The organism is Actinomycetospora chibensis, assembly GCF_028737215.1.
GTDB classification, from domain to species: Bacteria; Actinomycetota; Actinomycetes; order Mycobacteriales; family Pseudonocardiaceae; genus Actinomycetospora; species Actinomycetospora chibensis.
In genome coordinates this window covers 201,026-223,236 of the sequence record NZ_JAQZAM010000007.1, presented here as the reverse complement: position 1 = coordinate 223,236, position 22,211 = coordinate 201,026, and the positions used below count along the sequence as shown (strand labels likewise).

The following is a 22,211-nucleotide window of genomic DNA, read 5'->3' as shown; positions in this document are numbered from 1 at the left end:
CGGGCACCCCACTGTTGTATCCCACGACGGGAACGAACGCCGTCCCCGACGCGTTCGACCAGATGTAGCGGCGCCACAGCACCTTCGCGCCGCGCAGGGAGGAAGCAATGACGGCGACACTCGCACCGCAGACCGGCCCCGAGGCGGCCACGCCGACCGGGTCTGCCGAGAGCGACCTCGACGCCCAGGGCCCTGCGGCGGACCTCGTCCGCGTCTACCTCAACGGTATCGGAAAAACCGCGCTGCTGACGGCCGCCGACGAGGTGGACCTGGCACGCCGCATCGAGGCGGGCGTCTACGCGGCGCACCTGCTCGAGCAGTCCGAGGACCTCGACCCCCAGCGCGCCTCCGACCTCCGGGCCGTGGCCCGCGACGGTCGGCGGGCCCGCGCGCACCTGCTCGAGGCGAACCTGCGCCTGGTCGTCTCGCTGGCCAAGCGCTACACGGGACGCGGCATGCCGCTGCTGGACCTGATCCAGGAGGGCAACCTCGGCCTGATCCGCGCCGTGGAGAAGTTCGACTACGCCAAGGGCTTCAAGTTCTCGACGTACGCGACGTGGTGGATCCGCCAGGCCATCACCCGTGGCATGGCCGACCAGGCCCGCACCATCCGTCTGCCCGTCCACCTGGTCGAGCAGGTCAACAAGCTCGCCCGGATCAAGCGCGACCTCCACCAGACCCTCGGCCGCGAGGCCACCCACGAGGAGCTGGCCGAGGAGTCGGGCATCGCGGTGGAGAAGGTCGCGGACCTCCTCGACCACAGCCGCGACCCGGTGAGCCTGGACATGCCGGTCGGCTCCGAGGAGGAGGCCCCGCTCGGGGACTTCATCGAGGACGCCGAGGCCACCGACGCCGAGTCGACGGTCATCTCCGGCCTGCTCCACGACGACATGCGCCGCGTCATCGCGACGCTCGACGAGCGGGAGCAGAACGTCATCCGGCTGCGCTACGGCCTGGACGACGGCCAGCCGCGCACGCTCGACCAGATCGGCCGGCAGTTCGGGCTCTCCCGCGAGCGGGTGCGCCAGATCGAGCGCGAGGTCATGGTCAAGCTCCGCGACGGCGACCGTGCCAGCCGGCTCAAGGCCTACGCCGCGAGCTGACCGCGCGACCCCGGTTCGGCGACGCACCGTGTCGGGATCGTTCCGGTCGGTGGCCCGAACTGCGCATTGACGGTGACTGGCCGGTAACGGCAGTCTGAGGCGCACGGGCCGGGTGTGATCCCACTCACGTGGGGTCCACCGGCTCGGCCACAATCCACGACGGCAGGTCGCAACCCGACCTCGCCTCGCGACGGGAGACCGGGACGGTCGGGGGCCGGCCCGGTCTTCCGGCTTTCCGGGGTCCGGGCTCCCACCGCCCTCAGGGCACCTGCCCGGTGAGCACCACCGGACGCCGGTCCAACGGGGCGTCGAGGGTCACTTCGAGCGGCGGGTAGAGCAGCTCGCGCGTGCACGGCCCGGGGCCGGTCGTGAACTGGACGACCCGCAGGACGACGCGCTCCGCGCCCTGCTCGACGACCTCCAGCCGCGCGTCCGTGCACCCACCCGCGCGTCCGTAGACGCCGAGGGTGCGGTCCCCTCGGGTCCAGACGAGCGTCGGCAGCCCCGCCGGCAGCGCCCCGGCGTCGACCCGCTCGACGGGGAGCACCGTCGTGCCCGCGGGCGGTGTCGCCACCAGCGGGTCCGGGGTCGCCGGGACGGGGCGGTTCGCCGGCGGCGCGCCGGTGGGGATCGTGGCCGCGGTCGGGGGGGCCGGCGTCTCCCCCGCCTCACCGCAGCCGGCGGCGAGCAGGACGACGGCCGCGAGCAGACCGAGGCGCAGGACCGGCGGGATCGCGAATGCGTGGCGCATGGTGCGTCCGACGGTAGGGCGCCGTCGTCCGCGGTGTGCTGCGCTCCCGTGAGCACTTTCGGGTGCTCTGGCTCGGAGGACGCGCTAGCGCAACCGGCGCGGCCCGGCGTCGCTGGGACCCGGCGGAGGGCCGAGCACCACGGTGACGCCGGTGGCGTGCGCCCCGCGCTCGGCGGCGAGCACCGGGTCGAGCACGAGCGAGCGGATCTCGGGAACGGCGTCGGCGAGCACGCCGATCCGGAGCACGAGGTCCTCGAGGGCGGGCAGGTCCGCCCGGCGGGCGCCCCGGTAGCCGTCGAGCAGCGGGGCGGCCCGGGGGGCGCGCACGAGCGTCGCCGCGTCCATCGTCGACAGCGGCGTGGCGCGGTAGGCGCGGTCGCCGAGCAGCTCCCCCACCACCCCGGCGAGCCCGAACGACACGAGCGAGCCGAACGACGGGTCGTCGCGCACCTCCACCACGCACGGGATCCCCGGCGGGGCCTGCACCTGGACGTACACCTCGTCGGAGCCCGAGAGCTCGACGAGCTGCTCGTAGGCGCTCGCGATGGCGGTGGACTCGGTGAGCCCCACGTGCACCCCGCGCAGGTCGGTGCGGTGTCGCCAGCTGCGATCGGCGGTCTTGAGCACCACCGCGCCGCCCAGCTCCCGCGCCACGGCGACCGCGTCGTCGGCCGAGCGCACCCGGCGGAACGGCGCCACGATCACCCCGACGCAGCGCAGCAGCGCGTCGGCCTGCTCGTCGGTGAGCAACGTGCGCGGGCCGGGCTCGATCGCCGCGACGAGCGTCTGCGCCGCCTCGAGGTCGACTCCGGACGGGACGACGAAGTCGCCGACCGGCCGCGAGCGCCACTGCGTGTAGCGCACCGCGCGGGCCAGCGCGAGCACCGCGCGCTCGGGGCTCGGGTACGACGGGATGCTGCCGCGCTGCGGTCCGCCGCCCTCGCCGTCGGAGACCGTGAGCACCTCGGGGACACCCTCGGAGGCCAGGAACGTCGAGACCACGGGCTTCTCGGCGCCGCGGACCGCGTCGGCGAGGGCCCGGGCGTGGTCGGTGGGGTCGGTGGTGATCGCCGGCACGAAGACGACGACCAGGGCGTCGCACTGGTCGTCGGCGAGGAGGTCGGCCACCGCCGCGCGCAGCTCCTCGGCGCCGCTGGACGTCCCCAGGTCGACCGGGTCCCGGGCGAGGAACAGGCCCTGGGCGAGCACGACGTCCGCGGCCAGCACGCCCAGCGCCGTGGAGTTGCCGACGATCCCGATCCGCGGGCCGGGCGGCAGGGGTTGGTGGGCGAGCAGCTGGGCGGCGTCGAAGAGCTCGTCGACCGAGTCGACACGGATCACCCCGGACTGGTCGAACACCGCGCCCACGGCGGCCTCGTCGATGGGCTGCGCGCTGCCCGCGAGGCCCGGCGCGGCGGCGACGTGGCGCCCGCTCTTCACCGCGATCACGGGCTTCGTCCGGGCGAGCCGGCGCGCGACCCGGGCGAACTTGCGCGGATTGCCGAACGTCTCGAGGTAGAGCAGGACGACGTCGGTGTCGGGATCGGTGTCCCAGTACTGCATGAGGTCGTTGCCCGAGAGGTCGGCGCGGTTGCCCGCCGAGACGAACGACGACAGCCCGAGGCGACGCTCGGCCGCGGCGGCGAGGATCTGGATGCCGAGCGCACCGGACTGACAGAAGAAGCCCACCCGGCCCGGCGGGGGCAGCCGCGGCGCGAGCGAGGCGTTGAGCGACACGTCCGCGGCGAGGTTGACGACGCCGAGCGCGCTCGGGCCCACCACCCGCATGCCGTTCGCGCGGGCGGCGGTGACCAGCTCGCGCTGCGCGGCGAGCCCCGTCGGGCCGGTCTCGCCGAAGCCCGAGGTGATGACGACGAGCCCCCGCACCCCCTTCTCGAGGCACGCGTCGAAGACGCCCGGAACCTCGTCCGGAGGGACCGCCAGGACCGCGAGGTCCACGTCGTCGGGGATGTCGGTGACGCTCGGGTACGCGCGCACCCCGCGCACCGACCGCGCCTCCGGGTGCACCGGGTAGACGGGGCCGGTGAAGCCGCCGCGCAGCAGGTTCGCGAGGACGACGTGGCCGATCTTCGTCTCGTCGGGCGAGGCGCCCACGACGGCCACCGAGCGCGGCGAGAGCACGTTGGCGACGCTGCGGGCCTCGGCGCGCTGCTCCCGCGCGAGCTGCACCTCGCGGGCCCGCGAGGTGGACGCGACGTCGAACTCCAGGTGCAGGGTCGACCCCTCGAGCGCGCGGCTGACCTCGAACCCGGCATCGCGGAAGACGCGGACCATCTGGTGGTTCTCGGTGAGCACCTCGGCGACGAAACGCGTGAGGCCGCACTCGCGGGCGGCCGCGGCGAGGTGCTCGAGCAGGATCGATCCGAGACCCCGGCCCTGGTGGTCGTCGCGCACGACGAACGCGACCTCGGCCGCCGTGGTCTGCGCGAGCCGCACGTAGCGCCCGATGGCGATGATCTCGCGACCGAGCCAGAGCACGAGGGCCACGCGGTCGTGGTGGTCGACCTCGACGAAGTTCTTGAGGTCGCGCTCGGGGATGTGCGGGTAGGGGCTGAAGTACCGGAAGTAGCGGGTGCGGTCCGACAGCCGGCCGTGGAACGCGACCACGTCGTCCGCGTCATCGGCCGAGATCGGGCGCAGGTGTGCCGTCGCGCCGTCGGAGGCCACGACGTCGGCCTCCCAGTGCGCGGGGTAGGGCGCGTCGGGCACCGCCCGGACCTCTGCGGTCGTGGCGTCGGGGTCGGCGATCTCGGTCATCCTCGCCCTCGTCGGGGTGTCAGTCGCGGGTGTCCGCCGGGTCCAGGCCGTGCAGGGGGAACACCGCGCGGCGGGTCTCGAGCAGGAACGGGTCGACCTCGACCTCGGTGAAGCCGCCCCAGCGCTCGAAGTCGGTGGGCGCTTCCTCGGTCATCGACGTCGGCAGCGGGCGCCGGGTCTTCTCGGTGGCGTACGACGTCCAGTCCGCAGGGATCGGGCGGTGCGGCTCGACGTCGCGGTCGAGGACGGTGGCCAGCAGGTGGGTCCAGGACCGGGGCACGGCGCGGAAGAGCCCGTACCCGCCCCCGCCGAGGGCGAGCCACTTGCCGTCGGAGTACTCGGCCGCGAGCTCCCGCAGCCGGCTGTAGATCGCGCGGTGGCCGTCGACGGTGAGCGACAGCTCGGCCAGTGGGTCCTCGTGGTGGGTGTCCACCCCGCACTGGGTGACGAGGATCTGCGGCCGGAAGGCGCCCAGCAGCGACGGGACGACGGCGCTGAACGCCCGCAGCCAGCCCTGGTCGCGGGTGCCGGGCGGCAGTGCGAGGTTGACCGCGGTGCCCGACGCCCGGCCGCTGCCGAGCTCGGAGGCGAACCCGGTGCCGGGCCACAACGTCCGCGGGTGCTGGTGCATCGAGATCGTCAGCACGCGGTCGTCGTCGTAGAACGCGGCCTGGACGCCGTCGCCGTGGTGGACGTCGGTGTCCAGGTAGCAGATGCGCTCGTAGCCGTGGTCGAGCAGCCACGAGATCGCGACCGCGCAGTCGTTGTAGACGCAGAAACCCCACGCGTGGTCGGCCATGGCGTGGTGCAGGCCGCCGGCGATGTTGATCGCGCGGTCGGCGCGGCCCTCGGCGATCTCCCGGGCCGCGGCGATCGAGGCCCCGGTGGCCAGGGCGCTCGCCTCGTGCATGCCCTCGAAGATCGGGTTGTCGGACGTCCCGAGCTGGTGGGCCATGTCCTCGCCGCGCTCCGGGGCGACCCGCACCGCGTCGAGGTAGCTGGCCACGTGGATGCGGCGCAGCTCCTCGTCGGGTGCCATCGTCGGGGCCAGCAGGTCGATGCCGTCGAGCACGCCCAGCGAACGCGCGAGACGCATCGTGAGGTCGAGGCGGACCGGGTGCAGCGGGTGCGACTCCGAGAGCTTGTAGCCCAGGAGGCTCTCGTCCCAGACCACGGCCACGCGGGCCGGGTCCACCGTCGGCGCTCCGGAGCTGGTCACGTGGCGACGGTACCGGGGCCGGTCTCGACGGGCCGTCCCGTCCCGCACCAGTGTGACCAGCTCCCGACGTAGAGCCCGGCGGGATCCGCGGGTGTCCGCAGGCCGGCGTGCTCGAGACCGAGCACGAGCATCGCCGCGCTGACCCCGGAGCCGCAGTAGGCGCCGACCGTCCCCGCGTCCTCGACCAGCGGGCGCAGCACCGACGCCGCGTCGTCGGCCGCGCGCCAGTGGCCGTCGTCGCCGATGAGCGCGGCGGCCGGCAGGTTCTCGGCGCCGGGCACGTGGCCCGCGACCGGGTCGATCGGCTCGGTCTCGCCCCGGAATCGCTCGGCGGAGCGCCCGTCGAGCAGGACGGCGTCGCGCGCCGCGGCGACGTCGGCCGCGCCGGAGGCGGTGAGCACCGGCATTGCGCCGGCGTCGACGCGCAGCGTGCCGGGGCGGCGCACGCCCCCGCCGACCGTCGAGACCTCACCGCCCGCGGCCACCCACGCCGGCCATCCGCCGTCGAGCACCGCGACCCGGTCGGGCCGGATGCCCGCCCAGCGAAGCACCCACCAGGCCCGCGACGACGCCATCCCGTCGCCGCCGTCGTAGACGACGATCTCGGAGTCGTCCACGGCGCCGGCGCGCTGCAGGGTCTCCTCGAGCACGTCGGGGTCGGGCAGCGGGTGGCGCCCCGCGGGGCCCGGCGGGCCGGCGAGCTCGGTGTCGAGGTCGACGTAGACGGCGCCGGGGATGTGCCCGGCGTCGTGCTCGACGAGGCCCGGCGGGTCCTCGCGGGCGGCGGCCTTGCGCTCCTTGGCGTTGCGGGGTGGCGGCCGCAGCGTCCACCGCACGTCGAGCACGACCGGGCGCCCCGCAGGGCGCTCGAGGGCGTCCCGGAGCCAGCCGACTCCGACGACGGGGGTGGGCAGGGGACCCGACTCGGTGTCCATGCGTCGATCGTGCCCTGTGGCACCACCTCGCCGCCGTATCGGTGTCGGACACCGTCGGTACTATTGGTGAGCGGAAAGGGGTGTGCATGAACGACCTCATCGACACCACCGAGATGTATCTCCGGACGATCTACGAGCTCGAGGAGGAAGGGGTCGTCCCCCTCCGAGCCCGCATCGCCGAGCGCCTGGAGCAGAGCGGTCCCACCGTCAGCCAGACCGTCGCCCGCATGGAGCGCGACGGTCTGGTCCACGTCGCGGGCGATCGTCATCTCGAGCTCACCCCCGGCGGCCGCGCCAAGGCGGTGGCCGTCATGCGGAAGCACCGCCTCGCCGAGCTGCTGCTCGTCAACGTCATCGGGCTCGAGTGGGAGCACGTGCACGTCGAGGCGTGCCGCTGGGAGCACGTCATGAGCGACGCCGTCGAGCGCAAGCTCTTCACGCTGCTCGGCGAGCCCTCGGTGTCGCCGTACGGCAACCCGATCCCCGGTCTCGAGACCCTCCGCACCAGCGACGGCGAGGAGCCCGCGGCCCCGACGCGCACCCCCACCCCCGACGAGGCGGGTCTCGTGCGGCTCGACGAGTTCGCCCGCGGCGGCGGCGGCAAGGTCGAGGTGCGCCGCATCGCCGAGCACATCCAGCTCAACGAGCAGCTCATGGCCGAGCTCAAGAGCGCAGGCGTCCTGCCGGGCAGCGACGTCGACGTCGTGGCCATCCCCCGCTTCGGCGACGCCGTGGGCGTCGGCCACAAGGGCTCGAGCGCGCAGGTCGACCCGCTGGTGGCCCACGCCGTGCTGGTGCGCGCCCAGTAGCTCCTCCCCCCGCCGGGCCCACGCCGGGGGCCCGGCACACTGGCCGTCATGACGCTGGTGGTCACGGGGGGCGCGGGGTACGTGGGCAGCGTGTGCGCCCGGTACCTGCTGGACGCGGGCAACGACGTGGTGGTGGTCGACGACCTGTCGACGGGGCACCGGGACGCGGTGCCCGAGGGCGCGCGCCTCGTGGTGGGCGACGTCGCGGAGGTCGCCGACGAGGTGCTCGGCGGGGGTGACGTCGACGGCGTCGTGCACTGCGCGGCGCGCTCGCTGGTGGGCGAGTCGGCCGAGAAGCCCGCGAAGTACTGGCACGGCAACGTCGTGACCACCGTCGCGCTGCTCGACGCCCTGCGGCGCCACGACGTGCCGCGGCTGGTGTTCTCCTCGACCGCGGCCACCTACGGCGAGCCCGAGGGCTCCCCGATCACCGAGGACGCGCCGACGCGCCCGACCAACACCTACGGCGCGACGAAGCTCGCCGTCGACCTCGCGATCGGCAACTACGCCGCGGCCTCGGGCGGCGCGCTCCGCGCGGTGAGCCTGCGCTACTTCAACGTCGCCGGGGCCCACGGCACCGACGGCGGCGCCGACGGTGGCGGCAGCACCGCCGCGCTGGGCGAGCGGCACACCGTCGAGACCCACCTCATCCCCCTCGTCCTCCAGGTCGCCCTCGGGCAGCGCGACGAGATCGCGATCTACGGCGACGACTGGCCCACCCCCGACGGCACCTGCGTGCGCGACTACATCCACGTCGACGACCTCGCCGAGGCCCACGTGCTCGCACTGGACCTGCTGGCCCGCGGCGACGGCGGGACGGGCGGGCACCTCGTGTGCAACCTGGGCAACGGGCAGGGCTTCTCCGTGCTCGAGGTGATCGAGGCCTGCCGCCGGGTGACCGGCCACGCCATCCCGGCGCGCGTGGCGCCGCGGCGCGCCGGCGATCCGGGCGTGCTCGTGGCGTCCTCGGCCCGGGCCCGCGCCGAGCTGGGCTGGAAGCCCACCCACACCGACCTCGACGGCATCGTCGCCGACGCCTGGGCCTTCGCCCGGGCGCGGGCCTGAGACGGCCTCACTCCGTCCGACCTCTCAGCCGCGCTCCCGACTCGGCGCTGGCCTCGCGGATGATCGTGCGCACCGCGTCCGGCCCCGCGCCCGACGCGAGCAGGGCCTCGACGAGCCCGGTGAGCCGGTGGCCCGGGTCGGCGCGGCGCGCGCGCTCGAGCGCCACCCCCACGAGCGCCGAGCCGCCGCGCGCGAGCAGCCCGCAGGCCAGCAGGATCGCGGGCTCGGCGACCTCGGGCGCCGGGACGGCGCGCACGAGCAGCGTCCAGAGCTGCTCGGCGGCCGCGGCGATCGCCTCGTCGGGGTCGAGCGCCCAGCCCATCACGGTGTCCCGGACGTCCGGGTCGGTGAGGGCCACCGCGGCGCGCGCCATCTCCGCGTCGCCGAGCACCCGGCCGGCGGCCACCTCGTCGCGTGCGGCGACGACCGCGTCGAGATCCCGGCGTGCGGCCGCCGGGCCGCCGAGCTCCCGGTCGAGCGCGGCGGCCTCGAACTCCGCGGCGAGCAGCTCGGGCATCCGGTGGTGCGATCCCGCCGGCGCCAGCGACGCCTCGAGCTCGTCGCGCGACGCGTAGGTGACCTGCCCGAGCCAGGCCGCCGCGGCCGCGAGCGGGGAGTCCTCGGTGGGCGCGACGGCCCCCCGGCAGTCGCACGGCGTGTAGCACCGCCACGGCGCCCCGGCGGCGATCTGCGGCACCCACAGCCGTGAGGGCACGGCGACCCCGCGCCGGGTGAAGGCCTCCCGGACGGCGTCGGCGACGTCGAGCCGGGGTGGCTCGCCGTCGCCCGGGCCGGAGGCGACGACGATCACCGCGATCTCGACGGGCCCGGTGGGCACCACCCGGGCCGCGCACCCCTCGACGACGACCTCCACGTCGTCGGGAGCGGGCAGGTCGGCCCGGGCGACGACGCCGAGCCGTCGCCGCCGTCCGCCCCCGTGGACGGCGACGATCACCACGGACTCCACGGGGCGGAAGCCGAGCAGGTGCGGGACGGCGGCGATGAGCTCGCCGGGTTCGTGCAGGCGGAGTCGGAGGGGGCCCGGGGCGTCGGGCGGGGCGTCGGATCGAGGGCGGCCGGGGCGGTGGTCGGTGCTCACAAGGGTTCGGACGCAGCGGCGGTTCCGCCGGATCCATCGGGTTCCCGGGGCCTGTGGACAACTGCTCTTCTCCGGACCGTCACGCGATCCGCTTGCCGGGGCCCCGGGCGGCGGCGAGGGTGGGGCCGTGCACCCCGTGGATCCCCCGACGGACGTCTCGCCCGACGTGACCGCGGGGCCCGACACCTCCCACGACTACGACCTGCTCGTGATCGGCTCCGGTCCTGGCGGGCAGAAGGCGGCGATCGCGGCCGCCAAGCTCGGCAAGCGGGTCGCGGTCGTCGAACGGCGCGGCATGATCGGCGGCGTCTGCACGCAGACCGGCACGATCCCGTCGAAGACCCTCCGTGAGGCGGTCCTCTACCTCACCGGCTACGCGATGCGCGGGCTCTACGGGGAGAGCTACCGGGTCAAGCAGGACATCACCGTCCAGGACCTGCTCGCGCGCACCAACTTCGTCATCGGCCGCGAGGAGGAGGTGATCCGCGCGCAGCTGCAGCGCAACCGGGTCGACCTGCTCAGCGGCGCCGCCCGGTTCGTCGACGAGCACGCCGTCGAGGTCGTCGGGGACCCGCGGGGCGAGCGCAGCGACGGGAGGAGATTCCGCGGGGAGCACCAGACGGTCACCGCCGCGAAGATCGTCGTCGCCACCGGCACCCGGCCCGCGCGACCCCCGCAGGTCGAGTTCGACGAGCGCCGCGTCGTCGACTCCGACGGCATCCTCGCGATGGAGCAGATCCCGGCCAGCATGGTCGTCGTCGGCGCCGGGGTGATCGGCATCGAGTACGCCTCGATGTTCGCCGCGCTCGGGACCCGCGTGACCGTCGTCGAACGCCGGCCCCAGATGCTCGACTTCTGCGACGCCGAGGTCGTCGAGTCGCTGAAGTTCCACCTGCGCGACCTCGCGGTGACCTTCCGGTTCGGCGAGGAGGTCTCCGGGGTCTCGGTGTCCGAGCGCGGCACCGTGACGACACTCGCGAGCGGCAAGAAGATCCCGGCCGAGACGGTCATGTACTCGGCGGGCCGGCAGGGCGTCACCGATCAGCTCGCGGTGGAGCGCGCCGGGCTCGAGGTGGACGACCGCGGCCGGCTCAAGGTCGACGAGCACTTCCGCACCGCGGCGCCACACATCTACGCCGTCGGCGACGTCATCGGCTTCCCCGCGCTCGCCGCGACGTCGATGGAGCAGGGCCGGCAGGCCGCGTACCACGCGTTCGGCGAGCCCGTGCCGTCGACGAGCGCGGTCTCGCCGTTCGGGATCTACACGATCCCGGAGGTCAGCTACTGCGGGGCCACCGAGGCCGAGCTCACCGAGCAGTCCGTCCCCTACGAGGTGGGCATCTCGCGCTACCGCGAGCTCGCGCGCGGCCAGATCGTGGGCGACGACTACGGCATGCTCAAGCTGCTGGTCTCCCCCGACACCCACGCGCTGCTCGGCGTGCACGTGTTCGGTACCTCGGCCACCGAGCTCGTCCACATCGGCCAGGCGATCATGGGCTGTGGCGGCACGGTCGACTACCTCGTCGACGCGGTCCTGAACTTCCCGACGCTCTCGGAGGCCTACAAGGTCGCCGCCCTCGACGCCACGAACAAGATCCGTGCCCTCGAACAGTTCGCCTGAGCCCGGCTTCGCGCGCCACGCCTTCGTCCTCCCCCGCGCCCCCGACGGCGGCGACGCGGTCTACCTCGCCGGCAACTCCCTCGGTGCCCAGCCGCGCGCGGCGCGGGACGCGGTGCTCGCGGCGGTGGACGAGCAGTGGGCGCGGGTCGGGGTCGCGGGCTGGGAGGACAGCGGCTGGTGGGCGACGCCGCAGCGCCTCGGCGACCGGGTGGGCGCGCTGGTCGGCGCCGCACCCGGGCAGACGGTGGTCGGCGACTCGACGTCGGTGCAGCTCTTCGGGGCGCTGATCGCCGCGGCCCGGCTCCGGCCGGGACGCTCGGTGCTGCTCTCCGACGCCGGCCACTTCCCCACCGACCGCTACCTCGCGACGTCGGTGGCGCGACTGACGGGGCTGACGCTCGTCACCGCGTCGCCGGACGCGATGGCCCCGGACGCCGACACCGCCGTCGTGGCCGTGCCCGCCGTCGACTTCCGGACCGGTGAACGGTGGGACCTCGCCGCGATCGTCGACCGTGCGCACGCGGCCGGCGCGGTGGTGGTGGCCGACCTGTCGCACGCCGTCGGCGTCCTGCCCGTGGACCTCGACGGCCTCGGCGTCGACCTGGCCGTCGGCTGCACCTACAAGTACCTCAACGGCGGCCCGGGCGCGCCTGCCTTCGCCTACGTGGCCGCCCGGCACCACGACGTCCTCGACCCGCCGCTGACGGGCTGGACCGGGCACGCCGAGCCGTTCGCGATGACCGAGGCGTGGACCCCGGCACCCGGGGTCGGGCGCCTGCGCGTGGGCACGCCGCCGATGCTCTCGATGCTCGCCCTCGACGGCGCGCTGTCGGTCTTCGACGGCTCCGACAGCCCTGCCCTCCCGGGCGTCCACGCCGCGTCCCTGGCGCTCGGCGACGCCTTCCTCGAAGCGCTGCCGGCCGGGGTCGACGTGGTGACCCCGCGGGAGCACGGGCGCCGGGGCGGGCACGTCGCCGTGCGCGTCCCCGACGCCGAGGGCCGGTGCGCGGCGCTGGCCCGGCGGGGGGTCGTCGTCGACGCCCGCCCGCCGGACCTGCTGCGCTTCGGCTTCGCCGCCCCCTACGTCACGCTCGACGACGCCCGCGTCGCGGCGCGGGAGCTCGCGGCGCTGCTGTGAGGCGGGGCCGTCAGCTCCCGGTCGGGAACCGCAGGATCGCGCCGACGCCGTCCTGCAGCGACGTGCCGCCGCCGAGGACCTGCACCTGGCCGCCGAGGGCGCCGACGGCGCGCAGCAGGACCTGCTCCGCGGGCCGGGCGACGGGCTCGGTGTCCGAGATCTCGGCAAGGTTCGCCGGATCGGTGGAGATGGCCTCCGGCGACGACCCCGCGTAGAGCTCGCCGGGCACCTCCTGACCGTCGACCAGCAGGAGCGTGTCCACCGCGCCGGTCCGCGCGGCCTCGAGCACCGGCTCGAGGCCCTCGACCGCGTTGGCGTGGCCCTTGCCCTCCTCGAAGCGCTGACGCACGCCGGACTCGCGCTCGGTGGCGATCTCCCCGGTGACGGTCAGCAGGGCGTCCTCGAGCGCGTCCTCGGAGGCGCCGGCGGCACGGCTGCCGGCCTCGATCTCGCGGGTGATGCCCGCGAGGTCGCCGGTCAGCTCCTGGCGCACCGACGAGCGCCCCTGGATCTCGCCCGCGATGACGATGACCTCGGGCCGGAACTGCGAGGCGGCGCTGCGCAGCCCCTTCACGACCGCATCCGCGTTCTCGTAGGACGCCATCTCGTGGCGGTTCTGGCGGGTCCGGTTGCCGGGGCCGCCGCCGCGGGCCTTGTGGACGGTCTCGATCGCCTGACCCTGGACGGTCTCCTCGGAGAGCTCGCGCGCGCCCTCGCTGTTGTCGGCGATCACCTGGTAGATGTCGCCGCCGGTCTGGTCGACCACGGCGAGCAGCACGCGCACCGAACCGGTCTGGCTGCGGTAGTACCGGCCGAGCTCGGGCAGCGGCGACCACACGGCGATGTCGCCGGCGGCGTCGACGGCCTCGACCTCGTCGTCGAAGAGGATGCCGTCCGCCGAGGCCACGAGGACGCGGCCGACCTCGGTGATCGAGCCGGCGCGCTCGCCGCCGAGCTCGTCGTCCAGCGCGGCGAGGGTCTTGTCGTCGGCGCCGGCCTGCTGGAGCTGCTTCGACAGGTCGCGCCAGCGCAGCTCGACCTGCTTGGCCGAGTTCTCGCCGGCCTGCACGGCCTCCAGGTAGACCGTCGCGAACGGCCCCGGCCGCTCGAAGATGTCTCGAGTACGCGACAGGTCCATCCGGTGTTCCTCCTGCTCCACCCCGCCCTGTCAGGGGTCGGGGACATCGATTGCGTTACCTCCCGACCTACCCTCTCGACCCTTCCGCCATGCGTGCTCGCGGGCCGTGCGGTAAGCCCTGCGGCGTGCGGGAGATTCCGGTCGACGAGGTGGCCGACATCGTCCGGCGATTGTGCATCGAGGCCAACCACGAGCTGCGCGGCGACCAGGTCGATGCGCTGCGGCGGGCGCGGTCGCGGGAGGAGTCGCCGATCGGGAAGGAGGTCCTCGACCGGCTGCTCGCCAACGCCGAGGTGTCCGCCCGCGAGCGGATCGCGTTCTGCCAGGACACCGGCTATGCGGTCTGCTTCCTCGAGATCGGGCAGGACGTGCACTTCACCGGCGGCTCCCTGGCCGCGGCGCTCGATCGCGGCGTCGCCGAGGGCTACCGCGACGGCTACCTGCGCGCCTCGCTCGTCCGCTCGCCGGTCGACCGCACCAACACCGGCGACAACACCCCGGCGATGGTCCACTACGACCTCGTGCCCGGTGCCGACGTGCGCCTGACCCTGCTGGTCAAGGGCGCGGGCTGCGACAACATGTCGGCGCTGCGGATGCTCACCCCCGCCGCCGGGGTCGAGGGCATGAAGCGCTTCGTCGTCGAGACGATCGAGGCAGCGGGCCCGAGTGCGTCGCCGCCGGTGACCGTCGGGATCGGGATGGGCGGCACGTTCGACCGCGCCGCGGTGCTGGCGAAGAAGGCGCTCACCCGTGAGCCCACCGGCTCCCCCTCCCCCGACCCGCGCCTGGCCGAGCTGGAGGCCGAGCTCGTCGACGCGATCGACGCCACCGGGATCGGACCGGCCGGTTTCGGGGGCACGGTGACGACCCTCGCCGTGCACGTCGAGGCCTACCCCACCCACATCGCCGCCTTCCCCGTCGCGATCAACCTCGACTGCCACTCCCACCGCGTACGGACGGTGACCCTGTGACGGACGCCGACGGTGCCGGCGTGGGGGCCACGCCGACGTCAGACGCCAGGAGATCCCCCACCTCGATCTCCCTGCCCCTCGCCGCCGACACGGTCCGTGAGCTGCGCAGCGGGGACTCGGTGCTCCTCTCGGGCCCGCTGGTGACCGGCCGGGACGCCGCGCACGCCCGGTTCGCCGCCGCGATCGAGGCGGGCGAGGACCTCCCGTTCGACCCGGCCGGCGAGACCCTCTACTTCGTCGGCCCCACCCCGGCCCGTCCCGGCCACGCGATCGGCGCCGCCGGGCCGACGACCGCGTCGCGGATGGACGCCTGGTCGCCGCTGCTCGTCGAGCGCGGGCTGCGCGCGATGATCGGGAAGGGCCGGCGCTCCGACGCGGTCAAGGTCGCGATGCGCGAGCACGGCTGCGTCTACCTCGGCGCGATCGAGGGCACCGCGGCCCTGCTCTCGCAGTGCGTCACGTCGTCGGAGGTGATCGCGTACTCCGACCTCGGCGCCGAGGCGGTGCACCGGCTCGAGGTTCGCGACTTCCCCGCGCTCGTCGTCAACGACCTCCACGACGGCGACCTGTACGTCGACGGACCCGCCCGGTGGCGCCGCGCGAGCTCATGATCGTGGGGGCTTTCCTGACGTCGAACGCCAGCATGGCCCCCAGGCTGACAACGACGAGAGAGGTGGCGCAGCATGCAGTACGACGCGGTCCTGGCCGAGACGATCGGCATCCGGGGGCACGCCGACGACGAGATCGAGGCCTACACGGCGCGGCCGATGGACGGCAGGCCCCGCGGCGGCATGATCGTCATCCACCACATGCCCGGGTACGACGCCGCCACCAAGGAGATCACGCGGCGGTTCGCGACCATGGGCTACCACGCGATCTGCCCGAACCTCTACACGCGCGAGGCCCCGGGCGCCGCTCCCGACGACGCCGCCGCCACCGCGCGCGCCCAGGGCGGGGTGCCCGACGAGCGCTTCGTCGGTGACGCCGCCGGCGCCGCGCGCTGGCTGCGCTCGCTGCCCACGAGCAACGGAAGGGTCGGCGCGATCGGGTTCTGCTCCGGCGGGCGCCAGGCCGTCCTCGCCGGTATCGAGGTCGACCTCCAGGCCGCGATCGACTGCTACGGCGCCTTCGTCGTCGGCGCGCCCCCCGAGGGGTTCCCGTTGCAGGTCAGCCCGTTCGGCCACCGCATCCCCGAGCTGCGCGCGCCGCTGCTCGGCCTGTTCGGCAACGAGGACGCGCACCCCTCCCCCGACCAGGTCGACGAGCTCGAGAAGCTGCTCCAGGAGGCCGGCAGGACCTACGAGTTCCACCGCTACGACGACGCCGGGCACGCGTTCTTCTCCGTCGACCGCCCCAGCTACCGGGTCGCCGCCGCCGTCGACGGCTGGGAGCGCATCCGCGACTTCCTCGCACGACACCTCACCCCTGCGGGGGCGTGAGCCGCATGTGCACCTACAGCACCGAGAAGCTCGCGCTGGCGAAGTCCAGCGGCAAGGGGCCCGACGGCTGGTTCCCGCTCGAGACCGCCACCGTCTACTACGACCATCCCGTCCACGCGCCCGACGAGCACACCGTGAACATCGACTTCCTCAACCCCGGCCGTGGTCCGGGAGCGCGGGTCGCGGTGGAGCTGAGCCTGGACTCGGCGAAGGAGCTGCTCGCCGCCCTCGCGGTCACGGTGGAGCGCGCCGCCGAGCACTAGGACCCTTCCGTCCCTTCTCGAGCGCCTTGCGCTGCCGACAGTCGCGATATATCGTTAGTGTGTCGCGATCGAACACTGAAGGAGGAGCGACACGATGACCCACGAGACGCCCGGCGACAGCTGGAACGAGGGAGAACGCGGGCACGGCCCGCACGGACACCGGAGCCATGGTGGGCACGGTCCCCACGGCCGCGAGCGGCGTCGCCACGGCGGGTTCGCCCGTGCGGCGATGTTCGGTGGAGACGCGGGCGACCCCCGCGAGCGGTTCCGCCGCGGGAAGCGCGGAGGCCCCTTCGGTCGGCCGGGCTTCGGCCCCGGGGGCTTCGGAGGCCCCGGGGGCGGACCGGGTGGTGGCTTCGGCGGCCCCGGCGGCTTCGGCGGCCCGCGCGGCGGCGGCCGTGGACGACGAGCGCGCGGTGACGTGCGCACGGCGGTCCTCGCACTGCTCGCCGAGGAGTCGATGCACGGCTACCAGATCATCCAGGAGATCGCCGAGCGCTCCGGCGGGGCATGGCGCCCCAGCCCGGGCTCGGTGTACCCGACGGTGTCGCAGCTGGCCGACGAGGGCCTGGTGCGCACCGAGAAGGCCGAGGGCCGGTCGGTGATCCACCTGACCGACGCGGGCCGCACCTACGTCGACGAGCACCGCGAGGAGCTCGACGCCGTGTGGAACACCGCCGCGGCCGAGGACGGCTTCGGCGCACTGCGCGAGTCGGTCGGCCTCGTCATGGGCGCCGTCTCGCAGGTCGCCCAGGTCGGCCGTGAGGAGCAGGTGACCGAGGCGGTCCGCCTGCTCGACGACACCCGTCGCCGGCTCTACCTGCTCCTCGCCGGTGAACCAGCCGGCGAACCCGCGGGCGAGCCGACCACTCCGGGCGGCGACGCCGACCCGAGCGGGAGCGAGACGGGCACGGCCGGGTGACCGTCACACGGCCGCAACACGGGGGTGACGTCGCGTCACACCGCGGCCCTAGGCTTCCGGTCCCGCTGACGACGAGACCGAGGAGGTCGGAGGACCGGCCGTGTTGCTCCGCCGCCCACCGTCCGGCCCCCCCCTCGCCCGGCCCCGTCCTGCGGGACGTGCCGGGCGAGCGATGGGCCCTGCAGTACCGGACCGTGCACGGGTACCGCCGTGCGTTCCGGATGGCCGGCTCCGGTCCGGTGCTGCTGCTCATCCACGGGATCGGCGACGACTCGTCGACGTGGGGTCCCCTGCTCGACGACCTCGCCCGCGACCACACCGTCCTCGCCCCGGACCTGCTCGGGCACGGCGGCTCGGACAAGCCGCGCGGCGACTACTCGGTCGCGGCGTACGCGAACGGGATGCGCGACCTGCTCGGCGTCCTCGACGTCGACCGCGCCACCCTCGTCGGGCACTCGCTCGGCGGCGGGGTGGCCATGCAGTTCGCCTACCAGTACCCCGAGCGCACCGAACGGATCGTGCTCATCGGCGCCGGCGGGGTCTCCCAGTCCGTGAGCCCGGCCCTGCGCGCGGCCTCGTTGCCCGGCGCGCAGCTCGTGCTCGGGATGCTCGGGCTGCCCGGCATGCGCACCCAGACCGAGGCGGTGATGTGGGCGCTCGCCCGCCTCCACCATCCGCTGGGCCACGACGCCGAGGACCTCGTCCGGCTCGTCGACGCCCTCCCCGACGCCACCAGCCGCAGCGCGTTCCTGCGCACCCTGCGGGCCGTCGTCGACTGGCGAGGCCAGGTGGTCACCATGCTCGACCGGTGCTACCTCACCGCGGGGATGCCGACGCTCCTGCTGTGGGGTTCCGACGACATGGTCGTCCCGGTCGAGCACGCGCAGCTCGCGCACGACGCCATGCCCGGCAGCGAGCTGCAGGTGTTCGAGGGCGCCGGGCACTTCCCGTTCCACACCCACCCGGGCGAGGTCCTGCGCGCGATGCGCACGTTCCTCGACGGCACCGCCCCCGCCCACTGGAGCGCCGCCGAGTGGCGCGAGCTCCTGCGCCACGGCCGGAACGACTGACCCTCGGGCTCCTCCCCCGTCCTCTCTCGGAGAACATCAGATCACCCACGAGCGTCGGGGTCCGGCGATGGGTGAGGATGGTCGCGTGAGCTCCCCCGCGACCACGGCCAGCCCGGACGGGACCCCCGACGACCCCTACCTGTGGCTCGAGGATGTCACCGGCGACGAGGCCCTGACCTGGGTGAAGGAGCGCAACGCCGAGTCGTTGGACGTCCTCACCGGGGGCGAGCGCTTCGCCGAGCTGCGCGACGGTCTGCGCGCGGTGCTCGACGCCGACGACCGCATCCCCTACGTGCGACGCCGAGGCGCGCTGCTCTACAACTTCTGGCAGGACGCCGACCACTCCCGCGGGCTCTGGCGGCGCACCACGCTCGAGAGCTACCGCAGCGGCGACCCCGATTGGGAGCTGCTGCTCGACCTCGACGCCCTCGGGGCGGACGAGGACGAGAACTGGGTCTGGGCGGGCGCCGCCGTCCGCTACCCGGACTACGACCGCGCCCTCGTCCAGCTCTCCCGCGGCGGCGCCGACGCCACGGTGGTGCGCGAGTTCGACCTCGCCTCGAAGACCTGGGTCCCCGACGGGTTCACGCTGCCCGAGGCGAAGAGCCGCGTGGGGTGGATCGACGCCGACACCGTCTTCGTCGGCACCGACCTCGGACCCGGTTCGCAGACGACGTCGGGCTATCCGCGGGTGATGCGCCGGTGGCGACGCGGTCAGCCCGTCGCCGAGGCCGAGATCGTGTTCACCGCCGACGAGACCGACGTGTCGGCCTTCGCCTCGCACGACCACACCCCGGGCTTCGAGCGCGACTTCGTCGGGCGCAGCCCCGACTTCCACACCACCGAGGAGTTCCTGCTGCGCCCCGACGGGTCGCGGGAGCTCATCGATGTGCCGCCGGACGCCGACACCGACATCGAGCGCGAATGGCTGGTGGTGCGGACGCGCTCGCCGTGGGAGGTGGGGGGCGTCGAGCACGCGGCGGGCTCGCTGCTGTGCTTCGACTTCGAGGGCTACCTCGCCGGCGACCGGTCGGCGCGGGTGCTCTTCGCCCCCACCCCCAGCCGCTCGCTGAGCTACCACGCCTGGACGAAGAACCACCTCGTCCTCGCCGTCCTCACCGACGTCGTCACGCGTCTCGAGGTGCTCACCCCCGACCAGGACTGGGCGCGCCGCGAGCTGCCCGCCGGGCCCGCTCTCGGCTCGGTCGACCTCATCGGTGTCGACCCCGACCAGAGCGACGAGTACTTCCTCGACACCGACGGCTACACGCAGCCCTCGACGTTCCTGCGCGGCGAGCTGGGGCGCGACACCGACCCGGAGCCCGAGGTCCTGCGCACGGCGCCCGCGCGCTTCGACGCGAGCGGGCTCGAGGTCCGGCAGTTCTTCGCGACCTCGGACGACGGCACCCAGGTGCCGTACTTCGTGGTCGGCCGGGTCGCCGACACCCCCGGCCCCGCGCTGATGACCGGCTACGGCGGCTTCGAGATCGCCCTGACGCCGGGCTACAGCGGGATCATCGGACGGGGCTGGCTCTCCCGCGGCGGCACGTACGTCGTCGCGAACATCCGCGGCGGCGGCGAGTACGGGCCGACGTGGCACACCTCGGCGCTCGGCGAGCACCGCCACCGGGCGTACGAGGACTTCGCGGCGGTCGCCCGCGACCTCGTCGAGCGCGGGATCACGACCGCGTCGCAGCTGGCGATCCACGGCGGCAGCAACGGCGGCCTGCTCATGGGCGTGATGCTGACCCGCTACCCGGAGCTGTTCGGGGCGATCGTGGTGATGGTGCCGCTGTTCGACATGCGCCGGTTCCACCTGCTGCTGGCCGGGGCGTCGTGGATGGCCGAGTACGGCGACCCGGACAAGCCCGAGGAATGGGCGTGGATCGCGCGGTACTCGCCGTACCAGAACCTGCGCGCCGACGAGGCCTACCCGCCGGTGCTCGTCACGACCTCGACCCGCGACGACCGCGTCCACCCCGCCCACGCGCGCAAGGCCGTGGCCCGGATGCGCGAGCAGGGCCACGACGTCGAGTACTACGAGAACATCGAGGGCGGCCACGGCGGCGCGGCCGACAACGCCCAGCGCGCGTTCCAGTGGGCGCTCGTCTTCGAGTTCTGCTGGCGGCAGGTGGGGTGAGGGTCCCGATCCTCAGCGGTCCCGCTCACCAGAGGTCGCGCGTGTACCAGTGGGCGGCGTAGGGGTTGGCGTTGTAGGGCTCGGTCTCGACGAAGCCCTCACGGGCGTAGAGCGCGCGGGCCTCGAGGAGGTCGTCGGCGGTGTCGAGGACCAGCCGGCGCAGCCCGGCCTCCCGCGCGAGTTCGGTGAGGTGGTGCAGCAGGCGCGTGGCCAGGCCCTGGCCGCGCACCTCGGGGTCGACCCACATGCGCTTGATCTCGCCCGCGCCCGGCGGGACGTCGGCCCCCTCGAACCGCAGGCCGGCGCAGCCGACGACCCGCTCGCCCTGCTTCGCGACGACGAGGACGCCCGACGGCGGGGCCAGCACCAGGGGGTCGTCGGCGAGGAACTGCTGCGACCACGACGGCTCGGGCGCCTTCTCCGGCCAGCGGCGGGCGAGCTCGTCGGCGTAGGCGCGCAGGGCGATCAGCCCGTCGGGCGAGTCGGGGCGCACGGCCGTCAGGACGATCTCCACGTCCCCATGCTGGCGCACGTGAGTGATCCGGGTCGTCGGGGCGGCCCGGATCACTCACGTGGCGTCAGCCCTCCCAGTCGACCAGCTGCACGATCACGCGGTTGGGGTCGCGCACCTGGAAGGCGCGCTCGCCCCACGGCTCGACGGTCAGGGGCATCGTGATCGTCACGCCCTCGGACTCGAGCCGGGCCAGCTCGCCCTCGAGGTCGTCGACGACGAACGCGAGGATGAGCCCCGCGGCGTGCTCGTCGCGCTGATCGGTGGGCAGGGACTCCAGCCCGGTGCGCAGGAAGACGACGGACATGCCGGCGTCCTCCCGGGCCAGCGACACGAAGCCGTCGGCGGTCATGACCTGCTCGAAACCGAAGTGCTCGACGAGGAAGGCCCCCGAGGCCTCGGGATCGGCGACGTTGAGGGAGACGGCGGACGCACTGATCTTCATGGACCCTCTTTCTCCGTACGCTGTACACCGTACGTTGTACACGAAGAAGTGAGAGGGTGTCGCCGATGAGCGCCGACCCCGCCCGCACGCTCGCGCTGCTGTGGCGCACCGAGCCCCCGGCCACCCGCGGTCCCCGGCGCGGCCTGGATCTCGACGCGGTCGTGCGCGCCGCCACGGCGCTCGCCGACGCCGGCGGCGCGGACGGGCTGGCGCGCCTGACGATCCGCGCCCTGGCCACCGAGCTCGGCGTCGCCCCGATGACGATCTACACCTACGTCCCCGGGCGCGACGAGCTCGCCGACCTCGTCGTCGACGCCGCCTACGCCGCCATGCCGCGCGAGGACACCGCCGGCCGCCCCTGGCGCGCGCGCCTCACGGCGGTGGCCGAGGAGAACCGTGCGCTCTACCGCGCGCACCCGTGGGCGGCGCGTGTCGACCCCCGTCGTCCCGTGCTCGGGCCCGGCGAGACCGCGAAGTACGAGCACGAGCTGGCGGCCTTCGACGGCCTGGAGGACCTCGACGACGTCGACCGCGACGCCGCGCTGACCTTCCTGCTCGACGTCACCCGCGCCGCGGCACTCCCGGACGACGGAACCTCCGACGACGCCGCCTGGTGGGCCGCGCGGGCCCCGGTGCTCGCCGAGGTGCTCGACCCCGAGCGCTACCCCCGCGCCACCCGGGTCGGCACCGCCGCCGGCGCCGCGCAGGGCTCGGCCCGCGATCCCGACCGCGCCTGGCGGTTCGGGCTCGCCCGCGCGCTCGACGGGCTGGCCGCCGTGATCGAGTGACGGGGC

The 22,211-nt window shown here is 74.4% G+C and carries 21 protein-coding genes; 13 read left to right on the top strand and 8 right to left on the bottom strand.

Features of this window, described 5'->3' with window-relative positions:
* The first annotated feature begins 107 nt into the window (after positions 1-107).
* Positions 108-1,103, top strand: coding sequence for a sigma-70 family RNA polymerase sigma factor (locus PH189_RS13180; protein ID WP_274189245.1), 996 nt, complete (start codon positions 108-110; stop codon positions 1,101-1,103).
* Positions 1,104-1,362: 259 nt separating this feature from the next.
* Here PH189_RS13180 and PH189_RS13175 read toward each other — a convergent pair whose 3' ends face one another.
* From PH189_RS13175 to PH189_RS13160, 4 genes are all read right to left on the bottom strand, one after another.
* Positions 1,363-1,854 (bottom strand): hypothetical protein, encoded by a 492-nt coding sequence (locus PH189_RS13175; RefSeq protein ID WP_274189244.1) that lies wholly within the window; start codon positions 1,852-1,854, stop codon positions 1,363-1,365.
* An 84-nt stretch (positions 1,855-1,938) separates the two neighbouring features.
* Positions 1,939-4,632 (bottom strand): bifunctional acetate--CoA ligase family protein/GNAT family N-acetyltransferase, encoded by a 2,694-nt coding sequence (locus PH189_RS13170; protein ID WP_274189243.1) that lies wholly within the window; start codon positions 4,630-4,632, stop codon positions 1,939-1,941.
* A gap of 19 nt (positions 4,633-4,651) precedes the next feature.
* Positions 4,652-5,851 carry an acetoin utilization protein AcuC gene (locus PH189_RS13165; protein WP_274189242.1) on the bottom strand — a complete coding sequence of 400 codons (1,200 nt, stop codon included), beginning with the start codon at positions 5,849-5,851 and terminating at the stop codon, positions 4,652-4,654.
* On the bottom strand, positions 5,848-6,786 hold the full coding sequence (locus PH189_RS13160) for a sulfurtransferase (protein WP_274189241.1): 939 nt from the start codon (positions 6,784-6,786) through the stop codon (positions 5,848-5,850). Before PH189_RS13160 ends, PH189_RS13165 begins: the two co-directional genes overlap by 4 nt.
* A gap of 86 nt (positions 6,787-6,872) precedes the next feature.
* Between PH189_RS13160 and PH189_RS13155 the strand changes: the two genes are divergently transcribed.
* The gene (locus PH189_RS13155; protein WP_274189240.1) at positions 6,873-7,595 is read left to right on the top strand and encodes an iron-dependent transcriptional repressor DtxR; all 723 of its coding nucleotides are present in this window, start codon (positions 6,873-6,875) and stop codon (positions 7,593-7,595) included.
* Between the two features lie 48 nt (positions 7,596-7,643).
* A complete protein-coding gene (gene galE, locus PH189_RS13150) occupies positions 7,644-8,660 on the top strand; it encodes a UDP-glucose 4-epimerase GalE (protein WP_274189239.1) in 1,017 nt (338 codons plus the stop codon).
* 7 nt (positions 8,661-8,667) lie between these two features.
* Here the strand turns inward: galE and PH189_RS13145 are convergent, their stop codons facing one another.
* On the bottom strand, positions 8,668-9,759 hold the full coding sequence (locus PH189_RS13145) for a DUF4192 domain-containing protein (protein ID WP_274189238.1): 1,092 nt from the start codon (positions 9,757-9,759) through the stop codon (positions 8,668-8,670).
* A gap of 136 nt (positions 9,760-9,895) precedes the next feature.
* Between PH189_RS13145 and sthA the strand changes: the two genes are divergently transcribed.
* On the top strand, positions 9,896-11,380 hold the full coding sequence (sthA, locus tag PH189_RS13140) for a Si-specific NAD(P)(+) transhydrogenase (protein ID WP_274189237.1): 1,485 nt from the start codon (positions 9,896-9,898) through the stop codon (positions 11,378-11,380).
* On the top strand, positions 11,358-12,518 hold the full coding sequence (locus PH189_RS13135) for an aminotransferase class V-fold PLP-dependent enzyme (RefSeq protein ID WP_274189236.1): 1,161 nt from the start codon (positions 11,358-11,360) through the stop codon (positions 12,516-12,518). Before sthA ends, PH189_RS13135 begins: the two co-directional genes overlap by 23 nt.
* Positions 12,519-12,528: 10 nt before the next feature.
* On the opposite strand, the gene PH189_RS13130 is transcribed toward PH189_RS13135, so the two are convergent.
* Positions 12,529-13,656: a baeRF2 domain-containing protein gene (locus PH189_RS13130; RefSeq protein WP_274189235.1), complete on the bottom strand. Its 1,128-nt coding sequence runs from the start codon at positions 13,654-13,656 to the stop codon at positions 12,529-12,531.
* Positions 13,657-13,781: 125 nt separating this feature from the next.
* Between PH189_RS13130 and PH189_RS13125 the strand changes: the two genes are divergently transcribed.
* From PH189_RS13125 to PH189_RS13095, 7 genes are all read left to right on the top strand, one after another.
* Positions 13,782-14,627, top strand: a complete 846-nt coding sequence (locus tag PH189_RS13125; RefSeq protein ID WP_274189234.1) for a fumarate hydratase — start codon at positions 13,782-13,784, stop codon at positions 14,625-14,627.
* Positions 14,624-15,238 (top strand): fumarate hydratase C-terminal domain-containing protein, encoded by a 615-nt coding sequence (locus PH189_RS13120; protein ID WP_274189233.1) that lies wholly within the window; start codon positions 14,624-14,626, stop codon positions 15,236-15,238. Before PH189_RS13125 ends, PH189_RS13120 begins: the two co-directional genes overlap by 4 nt.
* A gap of 72 nt (positions 15,239-15,310) precedes the next feature.
* On the top strand, positions 15,311-16,066 hold the full coding sequence (locus PH189_RS13115) for a dienelactone hydrolase family protein (RefSeq protein WP_274189232.1): 756 nt from the start codon (positions 15,311-15,313) through the stop codon (positions 16,064-16,066).
* 5 nt (positions 16,067-16,071) lie between these two features.
* Entirely contained in the window at positions 16,072-16,329 is a 258-nt protein-coding gene (locus PH189_RS13110) for a DUF6295 family protein (protein WP_274189231.1), read from the top strand.
* Positions 16,330-16,423: 94 nt separating this feature from the next.
* Positions 16,424-17,251 (top strand): PadR family transcriptional regulator, encoded by an 828-nt coding sequence (locus PH189_RS13105; protein ID WP_274189230.1) that lies wholly within the window; start codon positions 16,424-16,426, stop codon positions 17,249-17,251.
* A 221-nt stretch (positions 17,252-17,472) separates the two neighbouring features.
* The gene (locus PH189_RS13100; protein ID WP_274189325.1) at positions 17,473-18,321 is read left to right on the top strand and encodes an alpha/beta fold hydrolase; all 849 of its coding nucleotides are present in this window, start codon (positions 17,473-17,475) and stop codon (positions 18,319-18,321) included.
* 67 nt (positions 18,322-18,388) lie between these two features.
* Entirely contained in the window at positions 18,389-20,461 is a 2,073-nt protein-coding gene (locus PH189_RS13095; protein WP_378014958.1) for a prolyl oligopeptidase family serine peptidase, read from the top strand.
* Positions 20,462-20,486: 25 nt separating this feature from the next.
* On the opposite strand, the gene PH189_RS13090 is transcribed toward PH189_RS13095, so the two are convergent.
* The gene (locus PH189_RS13090; protein WP_274189228.1) at positions 20,487-20,975 is read right to left on the bottom strand and encodes a GNAT family N-acetyltransferase; all 489 of its coding nucleotides are present in this window, start codon (positions 20,973-20,975) and stop codon (positions 20,487-20,489) included.
* Positions 20,976-21,039: 64 nt separating this feature from the next.
* The gene (locus tag PH189_RS13085; RefSeq protein ID WP_274189227.1) at positions 21,040-21,417 is read right to left on the bottom strand and encodes a VOC family protein; all 378 of its coding nucleotides are present in this window, start codon (positions 21,415-21,417) and stop codon (positions 21,040-21,042) included.
* A 65-nt stretch (positions 21,418-21,482) separates the two neighbouring features.
* Between PH189_RS13085 and PH189_RS13080 the strand changes: the two genes are divergently transcribed.
* Positions 21,483-22,205: a TetR/AcrR family transcriptional regulator C-terminal domain-containing protein gene (locus PH189_RS13080; protein ID WP_274189226.1), complete on the top strand. Its 723-nt coding sequence runs from the start codon at positions 21,483-21,485 to the stop codon at positions 22,203-22,205.
* The last annotated feature ends 6 nt before the right edge of the window (positions 22,206-22,211 follow it).